Genomic DNA, 20528 nt, shown 5'->3' on the forward strand with positions numbered 1-20528 from the left:
TGAGATAATGGGCGTCTATTCGACGCCCATTTTTTATCCTGCCTATAATCCCCTCACACATTGCACTCGGCTTAAGCTACAATCGGTTCACTTTATCCTCTGATACGACTCAGTTGATAAATATAATAAATCGGCAGACGATCGATAATAAAAATAACCTTACAAACCAATGGAGACCTCATTATGGCGGATGGATTAAACCGCGTTTACTTTAACCCTTCAACAGCACAACTTGTCGAACTTGCCCTGCTACGCGGCGAAGGTGAATTGACAGATAATGGCGCATTAGTTGCTAAAACAGGCGCTCGCAGTGGTCGCTCGCCCGGCGATCGTTTTATTGTTAGAGAACCCAGCTCAGAAGCTGATATCGAATGGGGCCCAGTCAACCAAGCTTTTGAAGCGGGTGCTTTTGAAAGTTTATGGGCACGGGTTGAAGCTTACCTCGCAGATAAAGAATTGTTTGTCTCTGATCTTGAAGTCGGTGCCGATACCGAACATTACCAGCCAGTACGAGTGACCACTCAATACGCTTGGCATCAACTGTTTGCCCGCAATCTATTTATCATTCCTGAAGAATTTAATCGCAAAGACAAACCCGTGTGGCAAATTATTAACGCCCCTGACTTTGTCTGCGATCCCGCGCGCGATGGCACTAACTCTGATGCTGCGGTCATTTTAAACTTCGCTGAACGTAAAGTGCTGCTCGTTGGCCTTAAATATGCGGGCGAAATGAAAAAGTCGATGTTCTCAGTGCAGAATTTCTTACTGCCAGCCAAAGGCGTGCTACCTATGCACTGCTCGGCTAACGTCGGTAAAGATGGCGACACTACGCTATTTTTCGGTTTATCTGGTACAGGTAAAACGACGCTATCGGCCGATCCAAAACGCTTCCTCATTGGTGACGATGAACACGGCTGGGCACCGGGCGGCGTATTTAACATTGAAGGCGGTTGCTACGCTAAATGTATCGATTTAAGCCAAAAGAATGAACCTGTTATTTGGGATGCGATCCGTTTTGGTACTGTGCTCGAAAACGTGGTGATGGACGAGCGCCGTGTGCCCGATTACACAGACAGTAGCCTGACCGAAAACACCCGTGCGGCTTATCCGCTAGAACATATTGCCCAGCGCAAAGAAGACAACTGCGGCGCCGAGCCACGTGCGGTAGTATTCTTAACCTGCGACGTGTCGGGCGTATTGCCACCGGTTTCTATTTTGACTAAAGAGCAAGCCGCGTATCACTTCCTATCAGGTTATACGGCTAAAGTCGGTTCAACTGAAATTGGTTCAACTGCAGCGATTCAATCCACTTTCTCAACTTGCTTCGGCGCACCTTTCTTCCCTCGCCCTGCGGGCGTGTACGCTGAACTATTAATGAAGCGCATTGAGTCATTCGGTAGCCAGGTTTACTTAGTTAATACAGGTTGGACCGGCGGCCCGCATGGTGTAGGTAAGCGTTTCGACATCCCCACCACCCGCGCGATCGTCGATGCGATTGTCAGTGGTGAATTGAAAGATGTTGAAACCGTCCACTTAGAAACACTGAACCTCGCAGTTCCAGTAGCGGTAACTGGCGTAGACAGCAATTTACTCAACCCAATCAACACTTGGGGCGATAAAGCGCTATATGCCGAATATGCCCAGAAACTGGCCGAAGCCTTTACTAAAAACTTCGCTAAATACCAAGTGTCAGACGCAATACGCAATGCAGGTCCAAAGGCATAAGCGCTTAATTTTATTTATTAAGCCCGAATCTTGTCTGTAAAAAAAGTGCCGATTCAATAATGAATCGGCACTTTTTTGTGGCTAACTTTTTATGCTTAACTTTCAAACTTAACGCTTAGCATTATCGAGAATGAGATAGTGGCGAGAGTGGCTCAATGCAGAAAACGACAAACATAACTACTCAACCACACTATTTATTCCCAGAGTCGCCGATTTAACTGCCATCGCATTGTGACTTACCCGCTTGATAACAACTCGGTTGGCGCGGGCATACGGCGCCACGGGAGCAAATTAAGCGGGCATCATTTTTGATGCCACGTTCTACCCAATTAATATTGAGGATTTTAGCAACGCTCACCAGATCGCTTTTAATGTGTTTAGGAATAGCGACTGAACCGCCGCTGGCGACACAGGCATTCTTCAAATCGTGGGCGATAGATAAGGCATCTTTACCTTGGGCTTCAATCGCCGGATTTAAATCTATGCCGGCGCAGAGCACATGCGGGTTGCCAGCCGAATCTTCGACTTTAATCGATTCACAGCAGTAAATTCGGGGTTCGTTACCGACATTTAAAATCGAAATCTGTGCCGATGTGCCAACCGTTGGCTCGCTGATCATCCTAAACACAGCCCAGTGCTGACAAGGGTCTTCCACTAACCGCATATTGCCCCAAGGCAGCGGAATACCATTACCACGGTACACCGCTTTAAGCTTACCTGGTGCATAAGCATCAAAATAATGCCAATGGGGATACGGCGATACCACAGTCATACGCCGCATAGCTACCGACGCCGACACTTGCAGTTGTTTATGCACTGCAATCTCGTAGCCGTGACGATCGAGTAATTGCCGATACGGTACTTTAGGGCATAACAAGGCGCCGGCAAAAAAGCTCGACTCAAAGTCACGCCATGCGTGCAAAATATCCTGTGCGTTTAATGTGTTGGACTGCAGTGTCACTTCTTCGTCCATTTCCAACTTTCGGCCTGAAATCATTACACTCTTCAAACCGTCTTTGTTGTGGAGTACACAATGACCTATGTGTGCGGCTAAATCGTACTTCAATCTACTCGGACGATTTTTAAGCATTTTATTCATATAAATAGTATTGGGCGGCTCAAAAAAAGACGTCACAAGTTGACGAGAGCTACCGCCCATTTCGTCGATAACTTCCTGTGGTGTGTTATCTACCCATTTGATGATAAGCCCTATTCCCTTGGCAATATCCAGCATATCCTCAAGGGATAATGGCATACGTTTAAGGCCAACCTCTTCGGCAGCACGCTCAAGATCAGGAAAGTGGTTTTGGTGATGCTCTTGATGGGCGCGGATCAGTAAATGGGCAAACTGTCGGCCAGAAATTCCGGTCTGCGATAACATTTCAGGTATCGCAATTTGCAAAATATCATTGGAAAACAAAAAGCTAGGCTCTAGCGCCATACCGCTAATCCCCCCTCGGCGGCCCTTGTCCGGCGTAATAGCACTTTCTTCGGGCACATCGTCAAGGAACCAATCGACATCTTTTTGAAAAACTGTCGCGATCACCGCCAGCATAGCGGCACTCGGCACGCGCTTTCCACGTTCAATCATCGACAAATATGACACAGAGGGCGCGCTTCCAGAGTCGACTCTAATACAACGTGCCGATAAGTCTTCCATAGTTAAGTTATTACGTTTCCGTAGGTTACGTATTTTTGTGCCTAGGAAGTGTGATTTTCTCATCAAGCTCTGGTCATTACGCATTTTGTAAAATTCACAGTGTAAAATTTCTATTGTGAAATTGTAAACAAAAAAAGACTAGACTACAAATTAAGCAATAGAAAAACGATTCAAGTAAACAACTTGAGTCAGCCAAATTCTAGAAATGCTTAACCACTAGTACTTACAGCAAGCACTTAAAGCGGACAAACCAAGTTGAAGACAAACTTTGAAAAATCAAAAGTTAAACCGAAACCCTGAACCGTATTTGTTAAATTGAAAGAGTAGAGGAACGAGCGATGACTATGTCAATTATCAGCAACAACCAGATCCAAACAAATTTAAACAGCCTCATCGCAGAAGAAGTCCTAGCCGTGGCCCACGTGGAGATTGCCGAGCACGAGAAAATCGCCAAGGCGAAACTATTCATCGACCAACTCTTTCCACTTAACTCAGGTTCGCATCAAGATGTGAGCAGCTATGTGGTTTACTACCAACATCTGTTAGCCTTTTTTGCTGACGGCAGCCACAGTGGTTTACGCCAACCAAAGCAGTTTGTGGCCTTTAATGGCACTAAAGATGCGCCCAGCGCTATCGTACTGCAAGACCAAGATTGTCACGTTGAGCTGAGTTTTGACCGCTGCGGCATGATAGGTGCCAGAGATGTTGCCAATTTGGAAGACATTCAAATAGAAGCGCCGTTAAGCATGGTAATGGAAACCACCGAGGTACGCTCTGCGGCATCACGCCATTGGCTTAGCTTGCTACATGTCGGTATGCCTAGCGCTAACGATACTCAAGATAAGTTATTTACAGCAAAAGATGGCAGCGATTACGACTTGAAAAATATCGTAAATTTATAAATTCCTCTCAGGAGATTAACTGCGCCACAGTTGATCTCCGCTGCTTTACCTTTGCGCAAATGTACCCCACCAAAGCAATAAATAAAATTGATGATAAAGATAAGTTTAATTGATTTTATTGAAGCTAATACTCACAGCTATAATGCCCCTAGCATCGTTTTCCAATATCAGTTTTTATTGATGACCATTTTGCATTAGCCGTTTAGTGTGAATATATGAGGTTGGAACGATAACATTTAATCGCTAGTGCATAGGTAGCTATGAAATTTTCATCAAAATTACAAGACGTTAATAAACGTCAGCGCATTATTTTTATCTGTGCGGGCTTATTATGCCTCACACCTTTTATCTCATCCCCTATGGCGTTAGTGCTAGGATTTACTTTAGCAAGCTTAGGTTGGGTGCCGGTACAATGGAATATCGCAGCACTGACTAAAAAGCTCCTGTCTTATTCAATCATTGGCTTAGGGTTTGGCATTAATGTCACCACCGCCATAGAAGCCAGTACCCACAACTTTGGTTTGATTGTAGGTTCGATTTTTTTCACTCTCGGCCTTGGTTTTATACTCACTCGCGCCCTCAAATTTGATCACGTGACAGGCCACTTAATTGCATCTGGCACCGCTATCTGTGGCGGTAGTGCGATTGCTGCTGTCGCCCCTGCTATTAATGCCAAAAATGACCAAACTGCCACGGCATTAGCCTGTGTGTTTGTGCTCAATTCAGTTGCACTATTTTTATTCCCCGCCATTGGCCATTTACTCAACATGAGCCAATACGATTTTGGCGTGTGGAGTGCCATTGCCATCCACGACACCTCATCGGTTGTCGGTGCTGCGTCAGCCTATGGTGACGAAGCCTTAAAAATCGCCACAACCATAAAACTCTCTCGCGCACTGTGGATTATCCCTATCGCCCTTGTCAGCGCTATGATATTTGGTGGCAATAAACGCAAAATAAATCTGCCATATTTTATTGGTTTTTATTGCTTAGCGATTGCTGTAGCGCATTGGTTACCACAATTTAATGCAGTTTATGACACCCTATTTATGCTCTCAAAACGCGCACTCGTAGTGTGTTTATTTTTGATTGGTGCAGGAATTACTGTGCAGAAAATGCGCGCGAGTGGCCCAAAGCCTTTACTACTTGGGGTAATGTTGTGGGCAGCAATTGGTGTAACATCTTTAGTGTATATTCTTTATTTTCAGTAATTAATATTAATGATGGCAGAGATTTACTCTGCCATCGTCTGCACTCGCCAAGCAAAAAAAAGAACACCGACAAAAGCGCATAATTCAATCAGCGAACGTACCAATCCGAAGGTTTGCGTTGACGCAATTAAGGCAAGCAGGCAAAACACGATAATCAACCAGTTCTTCAATTGCATCTTCCTGCAAACTTAGGGGATGCTCATTATTGTTTAGAACTTAAAGGCTAACAAATATCATTTATTAATAACAAATAGCTATAACAGCTAAGTCAGTTCTGTACTTATTTACGCTGCCTTATGGCTTGATGCCGCTTCGTTCGCGGCAATATCTTGATTATGCTCTTGGATAAAATCCTCCATAAACCAAGCACAGAAAGTATGGCGTCCATCGACTGCTGCTTTACCATAAATGGTTGATGCCTGCTGTCTGACGGTTTTTTCTTTGGTCTGACGCACTTCGGCAATTTCTTTAAAACTTAAGCCTTTAAGTAATAAAAATGCCACTTGCTGCTCACTCTTAGTAAAGCCCCAAGTCTCTAATTGCTGCGACACAGCTTGGCTGTATTCTTGTCTGGCAGAGCGCATTTGTGTCGACATATTGTCGATTTTTTTATCCGCATGCTCCAACCGTTTAGCCAACGCTTTCACTTCGCGGGAGCGACGAATAAGATCATAACTTAAGTACATGGCACCAATCACAGTGAGCACTAACAACATGGCTTCCTGGGCAATATGCCATTGGGGAATGCCCAATTGAATGTCGGAAGTGATGTCAAAAAGCTTAAAGCATATGATCAAGGCCAACAGACCAATAATGACAAGATCCTTCATCGAAAAACTCCTAAATAAAAGCAAAATCAACCCATTAATTTATGGGACATATGTACCATAAACGGTTTTATGATACATGTCCCCCACGACTTTCGCCCACCAATCCCTACACTGACAGCACACTTTATTACCATAGAATCGTCCTATGTCTGTCAGTACGTCTTGTATCAAGTTATGTCTGTTGACGACCTTAGTCAGCAGCAGTTTCCTGTGCCACGCCGCGCATTCCGAGCTATCTCAAGCACTCACCACCAGCCAAGCAAGATTACATTCTCTATCTCAATCGAGTGGTCAGTTACCGCAATCACAAATAAGCTTAAGCAGTTCATCTTGGCTCAATGGCCTGCCGAGCATTAGCTTGAGTCACTTAGGTAGCCTAGATAATGGTAACAGCTACGAGCAGGAACTCTCACTCAATTTGCCAATAAAATCCCCTGCTTTGCACAGCAGCGATAAGCAAATTAAACAACTCATCCAAGGCATTCAGGTGCAACAAGCCACGCTTCAAGGCCTGTATTTATCGGGATTATTGCGACAAAGCCTGTGGGAACATCGTCTTGCCGCAGTAAAACTGGCCCAATTAGATCGCAAGAGCCAATTACTCGACAAACTCCATAACCAGCAAAAGCAACTCACAGATGCGGGCGAACTGCCGATTGCCCACATACTCTTGTTAGAACGCGAACTGGTGGATATTGCACTGGAGCGGGTCGATCTTAATCAGCAACAGGCTGAAGCGCTTGCCCTCTATCAACAACTCACCGGACAAGAGCAAATACCGCAGGACATAGCCGAAACTGCGCGGCCACTTTCTGCCAACAACCAACCCAATGACATTCTCGCGCAGCATCCATTATGGCAATTATTGAGCCTACAGAAACAGCAACAGCTGTTGATCATCCAGAGTCAGCAAGCGGGGAATAACGATCCTTGGGCTGTCTCACTCACGGCCAAAAATACCGCCGATAATCAAGTCGATGATCAACAGCTTGGCATCGCCGTTTCTGTACCACTGACCTTAGGTTCTGCCCTATCACAAACCGAATTATCCCAATGGCAACAAGCCAATACCGAGCACACGCTCAACCTCGACCGTACCTATATCGAACTAAAAACTCAACTTAAAAAGCTAGAGCAACAGCAACAAAACTTACTCGACCAACAAACATTGCTAACCCAAGCCTTACACCTTAGCCGCACCATCACTGAAGAGCTGGCTAAGGTCAAAGACCAAAACCAAGTTAGCTACGAAGTCTGGCTGCGCCGCTATATGGATGCCCTCGATACCGAATCCCGCTTGGCACTGAACCAAGTCGCGCAGCAACAACTGCACTCCCAACAACTGCAAGCCTTAGGAATTTCATTATGATGGCCAAGTACGGCGCATGCCTTTTCTGTTTATCCGCCAGTGTTGTCACCTTAGTGCAGGCTGAATCCTTAACGATAAGCTCCCTCGGTAATTTAGACCTGAGCTATGTGCAACCACAGAAAGTCGCCAGTTATGAGGGCAGCCCGTTGCCCGCGCAGGTTGAAATCCTCCCCGGTAACGATTATTGGATCAGCACGCCGGAGAATATCCAGCAGATCAGCTTTCTCGTCGGCCAAGGCCAGCTCGTCACTAAAGGCCAAGCGATTGTCAAACTGACTGGGCCAGAAGTATTCCACTACCTCGCCCAAGTCGAAGCCGCTAGCAGCTTATATCAACTGGCCAAAAGCCGTTATGAGCGCAATAAACCCTTATTAAACAATGGCAGTATCAGCGCCGAAAAATGGCGCGAGATCAGCCAAGACTACTTCAGCACTCACCTCGAATACGAGCACATGCAGCATTTTATGGAGATAGTCAAAAGCACAGATGCCGCCACAGACTCCCTAGTGGTAGGCACGCCAGTGGCGGGGATCGTTAAACTCAACCAAGTGAATGGACCTTATATGGCGGGTTCGCAGCTATTCTCACTGGTGCCCAGCAACAGCATTCGCGTCAAGGTCAGTGTGCCAATGAGTCAGTCGCACTCGCTCTCGGCGGTGAATATCAATCAGTGCCATATCGCCATTGAGTCCGTGTCGGCCATCGCCGAAGGTGCGTTTGTGACCGCTTGGTCATCACCCGTACCGCAGGAGTGTAACTTACTGTTAGGACAACATATCACTGTGATACCCGAGTATCAAAAGGCGGTGTATTTATTGCCTAAAAATAGCGTATTCAGTTGGGAGCAAGACAGCCAAGTCTTCACTAAAACCGCCGACACGCTCATCTCAGTGACTATCGATATTCTGGGTTCAACCCCAGAGCAATATATTGTTGAAAGCGATCAGGATCTGAGCCAAATCCAAGTGTTATCCCAGTCGGTTGCCGCAGTCAAAGGCATAATGCTTGGCCTAGGAGGCGAATAAGATGTTGACCTCAGTCATCCGCTTTTCGCTTACGCAGCGCTTATTTGTGCTGATTGTGGCGCTGATCATCATGTTAGCGGGAGCGCGAGCCTGGTTTTCCATTCCCTTGGATGCCTTTCCCGATATTTCGCCCACCCAAGTGAAAATCATCCTCAAGGCGCCCGGCATGACGCCGGAGGAAATCGAAGCGCAAATTACCGTGCCGATTGAAACCGAACTGTTAGGTATTCCCCATCAATCGATTCTGCGCTCGACCACTAAATACGCCATCAGCGATATCACCCTCGATTTTGACGAAGGCACAGATATCTATTGGGCGCGCCAGCAGGTGAGCGAGCGCATCGCCGCCGTGTGGGATAGTTTTCCTGAAGGTGTGACGGGCGGCGTGGCGCCAATGAGTACGCCGCTCAGCGAAATCTTTATGTTTTCACTCGAAAATCCCAATCTTTCGCTGATGGAAAGACGGCAATTACTCGAATGGGAAATCCGTCCGCTACTACGAACCGTTGCAGGTGTCGCCGATGTGAATATCCTCGGTGGCTATGCCAAAAGCTTTAGTGTGACCCCCAAACCTGCGGCTATGGCGGCCGCGGGCGTAAGTTTTGCGGCGCTGCAACAAGCGATAGTGGAGAATAATCACAACGAAGGTGCGGGCAAGCTCACCATTGGTACAGATGCCATCATAGTGCGCGCCGAAGGTCGCATCGATGATATCGACGAGCTCAAACAATTAGTGATCAAGGCCGATGATGCCAGAGTGTATCGACTGCAGGATTTGGCCGATATTCAAATTGGCCACTTAGCCCGCTATGGCGCAGTCACTAAGGACGGTAACGAAACCGCTGAAGCCTTAATCATCGCCCTAAAAGACGCCAATACCGCACAAGTAGTCAAAAACATTAAAGAAAAACTCGATCAAATCAGCCTAACCTTACCAGAAGGGAGCCAGATCAACACCTTTTACGACCGCGCGAATCTGATCAATACCGCGATTGATACCATCTCCAATGCCTTATTCGAAGCCGTAGTGCTGGTAATCATCTTGCTGGCGTTGTTTTTAGGTAACGTGCGCGCCGCATTGGTCGTGTCACTCTCGCTGCCTCTTGCCGCGCTGATGACGTTTTTGATGATGGATTACTTCAATCTTTCTGCGAACTTAATGAGTCTAGGCGGGCTCGTTATCGCCATCGGCATGTTAGTGGATTCATCTGTGGTCGTAGTCGAAAACATGGTGAATCTCATCGCCACAAAGCAGAGATTACCGCGGCTGCATTTGATTTTTCGCGCGACCAAGGACGTTGCCATCCCCGTGGTGTCGGGCACAGTGATCGTCATGATAGTATTCTCGCCCTTGCTGACCTTGAGCGGGCTCGAAGGTAAACTCTTTACCCCAGTTGCGGTCACTATCGTGTTTGCCATGCTGTCGGCGCTGGTGTTGTCGTTAACTGTTATTCCGGTTATTGCTTCTTATCTCGTCAACGAAAAAGCCGCCAAGGAACCTAAGGCGATTGAAAAGCTTAAACAGCTTTATCTGGGCAGTCTCAAGGGCACGTTTAGCCATCAAAAACGCTTTATGGTAATCGCCTTTAGCTTGCTTATTGTCAGTCTAGGGCTGTTCGGGTTAGTGGGAAAAACCTTTATGCCGACCTTAGATGAAGGCGACATTATCCTGCAGCTGGAGAAGTCTCCGTCAATTTCACTCGAGGCTTCGATTGCCATCGACAAGCAAATTCAGCAAACTTTGCTAGCCAAAGTACCTGAAATCAAACAGATGGTGGCGCGTACTGGCGCGGATGAAATCGGCTTAGATCCCATGGGACTCAATGAAACCGATGTATTCTTAGAACTTTTGCCCCGCAGCGAATGGCGCTTTGCCAATAAAGAAGCACTTATCGATGCGATCCGCACTGTGTTATTGGACTATCCCGGCGTTAATTTTAACTTTACTCAACCGATACAAATGCGCGTATCCGAAATGCTCACTGGCAGCATTGGCGACGTGGCGATCAAGGTCTTTGGTAACGATATCGACACCTTAGGTCAGCTCACGAGCCAAATCCAACAGCTGGTTAATACCACTAGCGGCAGCGTCGATGTGAAAATGGCGATGATCGAAGGTAGTCCTTTTATCAACCTCACCTTAGATAACGAGCTCGCCCGTGGCTTTGGCATGAGCACCATGGAGTTTGCTCGCTACCTGAAAAGCCAGCTCGAAGGCGTTATCGTGACCGAAGTGCTGCAAGGTAAAAAGCGCACACCCGTGCTGATGGCTAACAATCAGAGCCACTTAAGCAGCATTAATGAGCTTAAAAATCAGTTACTGGTGATGCCAGATCACTCCTTAAAACGCCTGATTGATGTCGCTACCTTAAGCTATAAGCAAGGCCCCATCCTTATCGAGCGTGAGCAAGGGAATCGCTTTTCAGTGATCACCACTAACGTGCAAGGTCGCGATATCGTGAGTTTTGTAGAAGAGCTCAACGCTAAAATTGCGCAGGAAATCAAACTTCCGAGCGGTTATAGCGTGAGTTTTGGTGGCGAGTTTGAAAACCAACAGCGGGCAACCAGCAATTTACTACTAGTGATCCCCATTGCTATCGCACTGATCACCCTGATTTTATTTACGACATTTGGCTCGCTTGCCAAAGCGGGCTTAATCCTCGCCAACGTTCCCTTCGCTATGATGGGCGGCATAGTTAGCCTGTATTTGTCGGGAGAATATTTATCAGTGCCCGCCTCGGTTGGCTTTATCGCCCTGCTCGGCGTCGCTGTACTCAATGGCGTGGTGATGGTCAGCTATTACGAACAAACCAAGCACATGTTCAGCAACCTGCGCGAACGGGTGGAACAAGGTGCGGCGCGGCGTTTACGTCCCATTTTGATGACGGCGACAACGGCCATGTTTGGTCTTATGCCGCTGGTATTTGCCTCGGGCCCTGGGGCTGAAATTCAAAAACCTTTAGCGATTGTGGTGATTGGCGGTCTGCTCACTTCAACCATTACCACACTGTATTTACTGCCAATTCTGTATTTTTGGCTGGAGAAACGTAAATGAGCACAGAACAACTGTTAGTACTGATCGCCCAAAATGATATTAAGGACGACATAGTCGATACCTTGATAGAGTTAGAGTTTCTGTCGGGTTTTAGCCTAGGGAATATTTGTGGTTTTAGCCGTGAACACAGCCATTTTAATATCAAGGAACAAGTGGAAGGTTATCGGGAGTTTTGCAAATTCGAAATCATGCACCCCGCTGCGCAACAAGCGGCGCTGCTCGATGCACTGGCTTTGGTCTGCAAACATAATCCCTGCCGCTATTGGATTATGCCCATTTATCAAAATGGCACTTTGTCCTAACTCACTGCGCGGTTAAATCTAGGCATCCGACCTTATCGCTAAGGTCGGCATGCCTTATAAACTCGCTACAAAATTGGCGTTGGACGCCGCACTAAAAAACCACTCAAAATCGATAAAATGCAGTACGCGGTAAAGAAGTAAAATCCATTTTCAAATTGCGCTTGGGTTTTTAGCATTTCCCCCATACCACCTGAGGCGTTCCCCGCCATAAAGGTGATGATCAGCGCCACCACAAACACATCGGCCATCGACCACTTAGCGAGTGCATTGACGACGGCATTAATCCTCAGTTTCAGACCAATCGAACTCACACATTGCTGTACCAGCATTAAACTCAACTTCAAGGCCGGCACCACCACGCTGAATAACATGACTAATCCCGCGACGAGCCCGTTCCCAGAGTGATAAAGTTCGGTTACCGTTCCCCAAATACTGCGGGTTTTCTGCAACACTTCGACTTCGCCCTTAAGGCTATTGAGCCCCAGCAAACCACTGACCATACTCAACATACCACGAGCGCTGTCGCGCCCCGAGTCCTCATCAAAGCTTTCGGCAACTTGCTCTATGCCTTGTTCCGCCAGCTTTGCCTTATCGATACTGCCGCTAATACTCAAAATAGGTTGAGTCACCCCAGGGATTAACAAAGCCAAGGATAGGAGAATGATAAAAATAGGAGATAGTGATTTCATCGCACTGTTCATCGCATTGCCGACCGGAAAAGATATTCAGTTTACGGTTTTTAACCTAGGCTCTGCAATCGTTCACGCCTGCCATCAGCGAAGATGGCGGCATTATGAATAAGAATATGAGGATTAATAGAAAGGCGTTGGATCAATATCCAATGAACTCGGTGATACACCACGCTCAATATAAAGTTCGGACGTTAATAGGTCTACCATAGCGACATCTGTATAACGCTTGAATTTTAGAGAATAAAAACACTTCACCACAGGATGTAGTGCATCTCTGTCCTTCGAAGCCCAGACAATACCAACTCGGCCATCCGATAATTCAACTAAGGAGCCCACAGGATAAATACCGATACAACGAATAAACTCGTAGACCAATTGTTGATCTAAGTGAAATGGCGTTAAACTGAGCAAAATTTTAAAGGCTGCTGCTGGGCTCATGGCTTCTTTATAACAGCGCGTGGCTGTTAAGGCATCAAAGATATCGACGATGCAACTCATGCGACCATGAAGAGGGATTTGATCATCTTTTAAGCCCCTTGGGTAACCGCGCCCATCGAGTTTTTCGTGATGCATTAAACAGATATCTTTACTTGTTTGCGATAATCCTTTGGCTTCGTTCATAATTGCTAGCGCATACACTTGATGCAACTTCATATGTTCGAATTCTTCCGGCGTCAGTTTACCCGGCTTATGCAGCACTTTATTGTCGACTTTAATTTTACCGATATCATGTAAAATCCCGCCGACGGCCATTTCTCGTAATTTATCACGATCAAATTGTAAGTACTTGCCAAAGGTTACTAATAAAAAAGCGACATTCACTGAATGTTCAAGTAGATAAGCATCTTTTGAGCGCAGCGCTGACATACATTTAAGCGCGTCAGCATCCAACATAACAGACTCTATCATGTTGTCTGCTAAAGCCTCGAACGGTCCAACCTCAATAGCTTTGCCTTCAAAGGTTTCGGATAATACTTTACGAATAAGATCTTTAGCCTCACTCAGCATCACCTTTGCTTGAGCTTGTTGCTTTTCACGACTTATGGGTATTTCTTGACTTTCTGGCTCACTAATAATTGGAGGAGCTGGATGGACTGGAGAATGAGGGGGGTTAGTCGTTTTCTTACTTAAACCACAATACTCAGCAGAGCGCTGCGCATCAACCCAAACAAATTTGATACCGCTTTTCGTTAGCTTAGAAATCGCATCCTTATGTTTTATTTGCCCTGCATTAGTAATCGCAAGTTGGCCTTTATCCTGTTTGTCTATGGCACAGACAAACATGCCTAATGTCAGTTGCGACACAGGTAATTTTATCAGGTCAACTAATTCTGCCGACTCATTCATATCTACAACCCCAAGGATGATTGCCTGAATAATATATCAATTTAAACATACGATACTAAAGCGACTTACGCGCACATCTTCTGTTGTTATTTATTTATAATTATAGAGCAAACGTGAGGGCATTCTAAACTGAGTATTAGATAATCACTATAGACTTTGTTGCTAAAAGACATGCGCCAAACTTAAGTAGATGAAATAAGGCCTGCAATATTGCTTTTTAACATTAAATCAATGAACGCCTGATAGATAAGCATTCAAAACCGGCGACTATCCAGCGCCGATATTGGCAGTTGTAGCAGGAGCGGGGCTCGTCGTCGATCTGCTCATCCTCATCATCTGGGATAAAACGAGTACACTGATTGGCCACTTGCCTCGCCTGTGAATATTTAGCCAGTCCCGCCTTAAAAATCCAGCGGTCATCCTTTAATTCAAATGCGTGTTCGACCAAGTTGAGATCCATTTAGCACCCTCTTTTTAACGTCTCACAATTAAAAGTCTCTCTATTTACGCTAATAGGTCTGCAGAGCTTGCTTTCCAGCATTGCGCCATTGTTCTGCCTCTTGGTGAACGAGCAATACAAACTGGTGTTCAAGGTATACCGCTTTGACTTTCCCCTTCAGCTGTACTCGCTCATCCTGCGCAAGTCGATGCTTGTCCATGCTCATCACAGCATCAAGTCCGGTCTGCTCGAGGATATCAGCAACGCTGAGTTCGAGTATAACATCCTCAAATTGGCCAAGTTTAATCTGGCCTTTTACTCTGCCGTCGCTGCCCATCAAACGTAGCCCTAATCCCGCTAACGCACCAATAACACCTTGGCCTGTGCCGCCATGTTCGGTCAGCTGAATGTTAAGTTGTTCAGCCAAATCATAGGCCGCCGCTTTAGTGATCACTTCAATCTTAGCTCTGCGGCCAAAATCCATTAAAGCCGCGGCGTCATATTGAGAGTCGACACCGAGTATGGCGATGCCAGGATCGGCAGCTGGAGCTGATTCCGCGACCAAGTGCGCAACGGCATGTTGATGGATCTCAGCCTGCGTCAATGGCGAGCGCAGCGCAAAACACATGGCACTGTTGTGCGAGGTGTAAGGTATATCGGGGTGCACAAACAATTGATGCCGCGTTACAAAGGAGGCATGGCCGCCCGACATATTCGCGAGCAGATGGGCGATTTCCTCGGCAATTTCGCCCGTGCCCTTAGTGCCTATATCATCGGTATCGTCGATACAAATCAGCCAATTTTTCATCTGCATTTCCTAAAGCTTTAAAAAGGTTTTTAAAATTTGTCACGGTGTAACAGGTCATGGGCTTTTAATCGCATCAGCACAGGCGGTACAAGCAAGGCGCCCAATGTGGCGAAAAAGCCGCCTTTTAATACACTTAAGCTCCATTGAATCAACACAACATCCAGCGCCATGCCCGCGAGCACATTGGTGAGTGCCACTTTGCCCGCCCAAGCGATACAGCCTGCAATGCCTAAGATCACGCAGCGCCAGTGCAAGTTCAGACTGAGCGGCAAGAGTAAGGCGACGAGATCCATTGCAATGGCTGGCAAGGCAAACTTCAGTAAAATCATAGGCCCGCCTTTACCTACGCCTAAAGCCATGGCCACTATGCCCGCGATAACACCGCATGCCGTCATGCTGCCGAAACGACCTAACACGCCATAACAGATCAGATAAAAGAAGCTCATCAGGAACATGCTGTGACCAGACAAGCCCAACTTCAGCCTTAACATGCCCGTTAATGCCACCAGCAAGGTGGCGCAAAAGCCAACAAATAGGGAGTCTTGTAAACTCAGCGGGATTTTTTTAATCATTATTGTCTCTCGGTGAATGCCAATGTGTTGGCCGTTGCGCTAAACCAAAGTGACGGCTCTGCGCTGCAACGGCCATCTGGCGAGATAATTTAAGTAATTGGATTAAGACGGGAAATAACACGCAATACACCAACTCGGACCAATTTTTAGGGTTACGCAGCGCCTTAGGTGTAATGCGTGCCCCGCGCAAACACTGGATCTGATATATCTCGCGGATTTCATCTGCCATATAGGGCAATAAACTTAAGGATGCCGCGACCACAAAGGCCCACTTGGTCGGTAAAAACGCACTTAACACTTCACCAATCCGCTCCGGAGCTGCCGTAATACACAGCCACCAACCGGGAGTGGTCGCCAAAATAATACGCGCAACCACCACAGCGCCTTGGGCTAAATGCTCAACACCATAAAGAATTAAGTACAAACTCAGAGTGATGCTAAGTTGCACTAAACCTAGCTTGAGCACGCCCAAAATACTGCCGCGCCGCAGCAAACCGTGGATAACAAGCAGTCCATTAAGCCCTGCTAATGGCAAGAGTAAAGCAGCGGGCAATACAAAAGCACAGGCTGAGAGCACGCACACCAATAGCAGCGACAACGCACAGAGTGCCGTTTCCCTCCGCTCATGACACCAATACCGCAGTGCGCGCAGGCGCCGACAACTAGCCCACATAACGCCCTCCTGTTTCAATCAATTCCTCCACTAATAGGCCATTACGCAAACTCAATTGCCGTGACACAGCGGTGTGTTCAATGCTTCTGTGGCTGCTGAGCAAAACAGCACAACCTTGGGAGCTTAACCGCTTCAGTAAGTACCACACTTTGCCGTAGTAATGCTTATCCATCCCCGCCAATGGATCGTCCAAAAGCAATACTTTAGGGCTTAGGCAAGCGAGTGACGCTAAGGCAATCAAGTGCTGTTGGCCATAGGATAATTTGTGGGGTGACAACTGAGCTAAGCCAAATAAATCTAATTCATCCAGCATCTGCGCCGCGCGCTCTTTGGGGAGCTCAAAACGCCTAAGGCTAAACTGCATTTCGGCTAGCACGCTGGTCTCAAACAATTGTCGACTCGGTCTTTGCATCAACAGTCCTAGGTCAGCACCGTAAACGCCAAGCTTAGGTCTTCGCCCTAGCACCTTAATTGGCAGTCGCTGCTTCAAGTTAAGCACACCCGCCAAGCTTTTTAATAAGCTGGTTTTACCTGAGCCGTTATCTCCCACTAAGGTCACTATCTCACCCGCCTGCAGTTGGAATCCGTGCGGACACGCAAATAACGTGGGACAAGCATCGAACCCAAACTCAAAGGCTTCGGCGCTAACCAAGACTTTACCCAAATGCTCAAACTTAGGTTGATTTCGCCACGCAGGTGCCTCAACTTGCGGCGCATCGGTCACGGTATAGATGCCTTCGGATAGCTTGCCCGCCTCTAACTGCCAGTAATGCTGAATAATCTCAGCGAAAGCCGAGGCGTTATGTTCAACCAACACTAGCGCCATGCCATCTTGGATAAGATTGCGAAGCACGACCAGCAGCTCACTCACACCGTGATCATCGAGTTGCGCCCAAGGCTCATCGAGCAGCAGTAAATGCGGCTCGCACACCAGTTGAGCGGCAATCATTAGACGATATTTTTGGCCGAGGGAAAGCGTGCTGACTTGGGTATCGAGACGCAGATATAAGCCCACGCGCCGCAGTGCTAATTGCACTTTAGGTAGCATTTTCTCGGCGGGAATACCGAGGTTTTCTAACGCGAAAGCCACTTCCGCGCCAACAGTTTGCCGAAGGAGCTGAGTTTGCGGGTCTTGCATCACCAGCCCCGTAATCAGTTGTGGGTAACGCCAGATGTCGCCTTCATGCGGGCGATTTAACATGCCCGCCAGTAGGTTTAGCAGACTCGATTTCCCAGAGCCCGTAGGACCGCTCACGCAATGGCATTGGCCGGTGCCAATCGCCAAGTTAACCTCCTGTAATACCGTCGGTAACTGGCTGCCATAGTTGAAGCTAACGCCTTCGAGCGCTAGTAGTTTCATATTAGATCTGCCAGTTCACACCGATGAAGATCTGTCGTCCCGACTGTGGCAGGGCTTCACTCTGGTAGTAGTTTTCATCCAGCAAGTTAGTCGCACGTAGGTAAACATCTAACTTGTCACGAATTAATGGCTGTACCAGATTTACGTCCACTAAGGTGTAGTTGTCTAACGACTGCTGTTGATATTGCGTCTGACCACCAACCTTCACTTGCGTCGCATAGACTTGGTCTAAAATACGCTCCACGTTGAGGTGAACTTGAGTCTCGAAGGGAAATTCGTAACTCATCTGCCAACGTAACTGATGACGTGGACGATATTGCAAGGCATCTAAGGTATCATCGCCGTCTATCTCTTCTGAATCGAGAAAACTATAAGAGAAGCTCAGATCTAAGCGCTCAATCGCATGGTTATTGATTTGAAAATCCACCCCTTTGAACTTATAACGCCCCATATTTTGGTAGAAACCATCGACATCCTTGGCGATGTAATTTTTCGCATCAGTGTAATAGCTATAAAGGGAGAAATCGGTACTCGCCGGCAGATTCTGCTCTAAACCCAGCTCCACATGCTTAGACTCTTCGGCTTCTAAATCACTATTACCAGATAGCTGCGAATACAAGTTCACCATAGAGGGGAAACGCACTTTACGTGCCACACTTAAGCTTAAGCGAGAATCCTGCGCCGCCTGCCAATAACTGGAGGCCATGGCCGAATAGTTGCCATCGTTACTATCTGTGGTGTCGAGTGAATGATAAGCGCCACCTAAGGTAAAGCCGTACTGCAGCTCAGATTGATACTGATACTCAGCCGCGGCCGTATATAGCCAAGCGGAATCATTTAAGTTCTCGGCGCCGCCTGTGCCTGTTCCACCACCTGTGCCTGTTCCACCGCCTGTGCCTGTTCCACCGCCTGTGCCTGTTCCACCACCTGTGCCAGTTCCACCACCTGTACCTGTTCCACCACCTGTACCTGTTCCACCACCTGTACCTGTTCCACCACCTGTGCCAGTTCCGCCGTCAGAACCTGTAGTGCCACCATTATTACTACCTGTATTAGTCGTATAAGTATCGACGACTGACTTCCAGCGTTGTTTCTCGGCAATGACTGAGGTCGTGAATAAACCTGCGGTATGCAAGTCTGTGATTAACTGCAGATTGACGCCTTGCACAACCGAGCGCCCATCTTGGGACAGAGTCGCTGCCTGATAGGTTTCATCGGCATAGGAGGCTTCTAAGGTATCGCTTTGATTGTGATAACCAAAGCCACGCAGGGTGAAAGTGTCATCAAATTGATGCGCTAACCCCAGTTGGAAAGTATGCGCGTCATAGTCATCGGTACGTTCGAATTTCAACTTGCCGCTACCGGTACCGTCACGGGCAGGTTTTCCCCATTCGCCACTACGCAGCGCCATATTGGCAATCAATTGGGTCTTGTCGGATAACCAGTAACTGCCTTGGGCATAAACGTTAGTGACTTCTTTATCCGAGTTAACGCGCAGCTCACCGTCTTGGTATTGCGTCGCCTCAAAGTCATTCGACATAGGGAAACCGTCGGTTTGCTGCCGACTGACACTGACTAAACCTTGCCAATCGTCACCCGAACCTGCGGCGCTGATATCGCCATTAAATGTATTGTCTTTGCCCGCTTCGAGGCGTCCAGCTAGTGCTGGCGCCGTGCTGCCCTGCTTGGTAATAATGTTAATCACGCCACCCGCACCACTTGGACCGTAAAGCACAGATGTCGGGCCGACAGACACTTCTACCGAGGCAATTTGGCTTGTGGGAATGATACTCGGGTCGAACTGACCATCATCGGCGCTGCTCATAGGTACACCATTGACCAACAAGGTCACATGGCGAGTTTTAAAACCACGAATATCAACCCTTGGTGTTCCGTCGCCACCGACACGAATGTACACACCCGGCACATTCTTTAAGACTTGATCTAGGCTTTGCGCTCCGGTTGCACGGATCTCTTCTTCACTAATGCTCCAATGGGTAGTCGCCATTTCACGGGCTTCTCCGCCGTCACCATGCACGACGATCACTTCATTGATATTGAGTAGCGGATCACGGGCGATTTCATCAGCTTGAACAGTAAGACTAAGACCAATAGCTAAGGCTAAAGATGACACTCTAAAGAGGGTATTTGGGGTAATCATATTATTATTGTCACGTCGAAAATTGAAGATGTACCAGCTATTGTGAACCGTGATTATTCTGTCTCAACCGAAAAACCATTAAAAACCAACTCAGATCAACTAATTAAACTAAAGGGGGAAAGTATTTCACCACCAGCAGACAAAATGTCTCTCAAGGATGGTTTGACCGACAAAAAGACCCACTTAAGTCACGGTTTTTATCGCTATTAAATGAGATTATGGCAAAAGTCACACACCAGAGGCTTACATCTTGACACTCTTGGCTGTGGCCTTTAATTTGAGCGAAAGATTCTTATTTACAAACTCAATCAACTAAAAGGTAAATGACTTAAAAAAGAGTGCACTAGCCTGAGTTAAATGTATTAATGCGGGATACTGATAACGTGACTTTCAGCTT

The 20528-nt window shown here is 47.1% G+C and carries 18 protein-coding genes; 7 read left to right on the top strand and 11 right to left on the bottom strand.

The genetic code is table 11. The features are described 5' to 3' along the window. Window positions 1-183 precede the first annotated feature (183 nt). Window positions 184-1725, top strand: a complete 1542-nt coding sequence (locus ACRN9H_RS11675) for a phosphoenolpyruvate carboxykinase (protein WP_432313844.1) — start codon at window positions 184-186, stop codon at window positions 1723-1725. Window positions 1726-1939: 214 nt separating this feature from the next. On the opposite strand, the gene ACRN9H_RS11680 is transcribed toward ACRN9H_RS11675, so the two are convergent. Next, entirely contained in the window at window positions 1940-3469 is a 1530-nt protein-coding gene (locus ACRN9H_RS11680; RefSeq protein ID WP_432313846.1) for a DUF3612 domain-containing protein, read from the bottom strand. A 254-nt stretch (window positions 3470-3723) separates the two neighbouring features. Between ACRN9H_RS11680 and ACRN9H_RS11685 the strand changes: the two genes are divergently transcribed. Further along, entirely contained in the window at window positions 3724-4287 is a 564-nt protein-coding gene (locus ACRN9H_RS11685) for a malate synthase (RefSeq protein WP_432313848.1), read from the top strand. Window positions 4288-4547: 260 nt separating this feature from the next. Beyond that, the gene (locus ACRN9H_RS11690) at window positions 4548-5498 is read left to right on the top strand and encodes a YeiH family protein (RefSeq protein ID WP_432313850.1); all 951 of its coding nucleotides are present in this window, start codon (window positions 4548-4550) and stop codon (window positions 5496-5498) included. Window positions 5499-5521: 23 nt separating this feature from the next. Here the strand turns inward: ACRN9H_RS11690 and ACRN9H_RS11695 are convergent, their stop codons facing one another. Both ACRN9H_RS11695 and ACRN9H_RS11700 read right to left on the bottom strand, forming a co-directional pair. Next, window positions 5522-5668 carry a hypothetical protein gene (locus ACRN9H_RS11695; RefSeq protein WP_432313934.1) on the bottom strand — a complete coding sequence of 49 codons (147 nt, stop codon included), beginning with the start codon at window positions 5666-5668 and terminating at the stop codon, window positions 5522-5524. A 114-nt stretch (window positions 5669-5782) separates the two neighbouring features. Then, window positions 5783-6328: a helix-turn-helix transcriptional regulator gene (locus ACRN9H_RS11700; RefSeq protein WP_432313852.1), complete on the bottom strand. Its 546-nt coding sequence runs from the start codon at window positions 6326-6328 to the stop codon at window positions 5783-5785. A 145-nt stretch (window positions 6329-6473) separates the two neighbouring features. Here ACRN9H_RS11700 and ACRN9H_RS11705 point away from each other — a divergent pair, with 145 nt between their 5' ends. The 4 genes from ACRN9H_RS11705 to ACRN9H_RS11720 are packed head-to-tail and all read left to right on the top strand — an operon-like array spanning window position 6474 to window position 12079. Then, the gene (locus ACRN9H_RS11705) at window positions 6474-7697 is read left to right on the top strand and encodes a metal transporter (protein ID WP_432313854.1); all 1224 of its coding nucleotides are present in this window, start codon (window positions 6474-6476) and stop codon (window positions 7695-7697) included. Beyond that, complete coding sequence (locus ACRN9H_RS11710; RefSeq protein ID WP_432313856.1) at window positions 7694-8722, top strand: membrane fusion-like protein; 1029 nt, start codon at window positions 7694-7696, stop codon at window positions 8720-8722. The genes ACRN9H_RS11705 and ACRN9H_RS11710 overlap by 4 nt, the downstream gene beginning before the upstream one ends. Window position 8723: 1 nt before the next feature. Further along, complete coding sequence (locus tag ACRN9H_RS11715) at window positions 8724-11777, top strand: efflux RND transporter permease subunit (protein WP_432313858.1); 3054 nt, start codon at window positions 8724-8726, stop codon at window positions 11775-11777. Further along, window positions 11774-12079 carry a DUF3240 family protein gene (locus ACRN9H_RS11720; protein WP_248992622.1) on the top strand — a complete coding sequence of 102 codons (306 nt, stop codon included), beginning with the start codon at window positions 11774-11776 and terminating at the stop codon, window positions 12077-12079. Before ACRN9H_RS11715 ends, ACRN9H_RS11720 begins: the two co-directional genes overlap by 4 nt. A 65-nt stretch (window positions 12080-12144) precedes the next feature. On the opposite strand, the gene ACRN9H_RS11725 is transcribed toward ACRN9H_RS11720, so the two are convergent. The 8 genes from ACRN9H_RS11725 to ACRN9H_RS11760 form a co-directional block, all read right to left on the bottom strand. Beyond that, window positions 12145-12780, bottom strand: a complete 636-nt coding sequence (locus ACRN9H_RS11725) for a paraquat-inducible protein A (protein ID WP_432313860.1) — start codon at window positions 12778-12780, stop codon at window positions 12145-12147. A 111-nt stretch (window positions 12781-12891) separates the two neighbouring features. Further along, the gene (locus tag ACRN9H_RS11730; RefSeq protein WP_432313862.1) at window positions 12892-14118 is read right to left on the bottom strand and encodes an HD-GYP domain-containing protein; all 1227 of its coding nucleotides are present in this window, start codon (window positions 14116-14118) and stop codon (window positions 12892-12894) included. Window positions 14119-14341: 223 nt separating this feature from the next. Continuing rightward, the gene (locus ACRN9H_RS11735; protein WP_432313864.1) at window positions 14342-14578 is read right to left on the bottom strand and encodes a hypothetical protein; all 237 of its coding nucleotides are present in this window, start codon (window positions 14576-14578) and stop codon (window positions 14342-14344) included. Window positions 14579-14627: 49 nt separating this feature from the next. After that, window positions 14628-15365, bottom strand: coding sequence for a DNA-binding protein (locus ACRN9H_RS11740; RefSeq protein WP_432313866.1), 738 nt, complete (start codon window positions 15363-15365; stop codon window positions 14628-14630). A 29-nt stretch (window positions 15366-15394) separates the two neighbouring features. Further along, entirely contained in the window at window positions 15395-15937 is a 543-nt protein-coding gene (locus tag ACRN9H_RS11745) for a core component of ECF transporter (protein WP_432313867.1), read from the bottom strand. Then, the gene (locus ACRN9H_RS11750; RefSeq protein WP_432313869.1) at window positions 15930-16610 is read right to left on the bottom strand and encodes a CbiQ family ECF transporter T component; all 681 of its coding nucleotides are present in this window, start codon (window positions 16608-16610) and stop codon (window positions 15930-15932) included. Before ACRN9H_RS11750 ends, ACRN9H_RS11745 begins: the two co-directional genes overlap by 8 nt. Then, window positions 16600-17970 carry an ATP-binding cassette domain-containing protein gene (locus ACRN9H_RS11755; protein WP_432313871.1) on the bottom strand — a complete coding sequence of 457 codons (1371 nt, stop codon included), beginning with the start codon at window positions 17968-17970 and terminating at the stop codon, window positions 16600-16602. The genes ACRN9H_RS11750 and ACRN9H_RS11755 overlap by 11 nt, the downstream gene beginning before the upstream one ends. Window position 17971: 1 nt before the next feature. Continuing rightward, window positions 17972-20131, bottom strand: coding sequence for a TonB-dependent receptor plug domain-containing protein (locus ACRN9H_RS11760; RefSeq protein ID WP_432313873.1), 2160 nt, complete (start codon window positions 20129-20131; stop codon window positions 17972-17974). Between the last annotated feature and the right edge of the window lie 397 nt (window positions 20132-20528).

Origin of the sequence: Shewanella sp. MF08487 (genome assembly GCF_050848685.1) — a bacterium.
GTDB lineage: Bacteria > Pseudomonadota > Gammaproteobacteria > Enterobacterales > Shewanellaceae > Shewanella > Shewanella glacialipiscicola.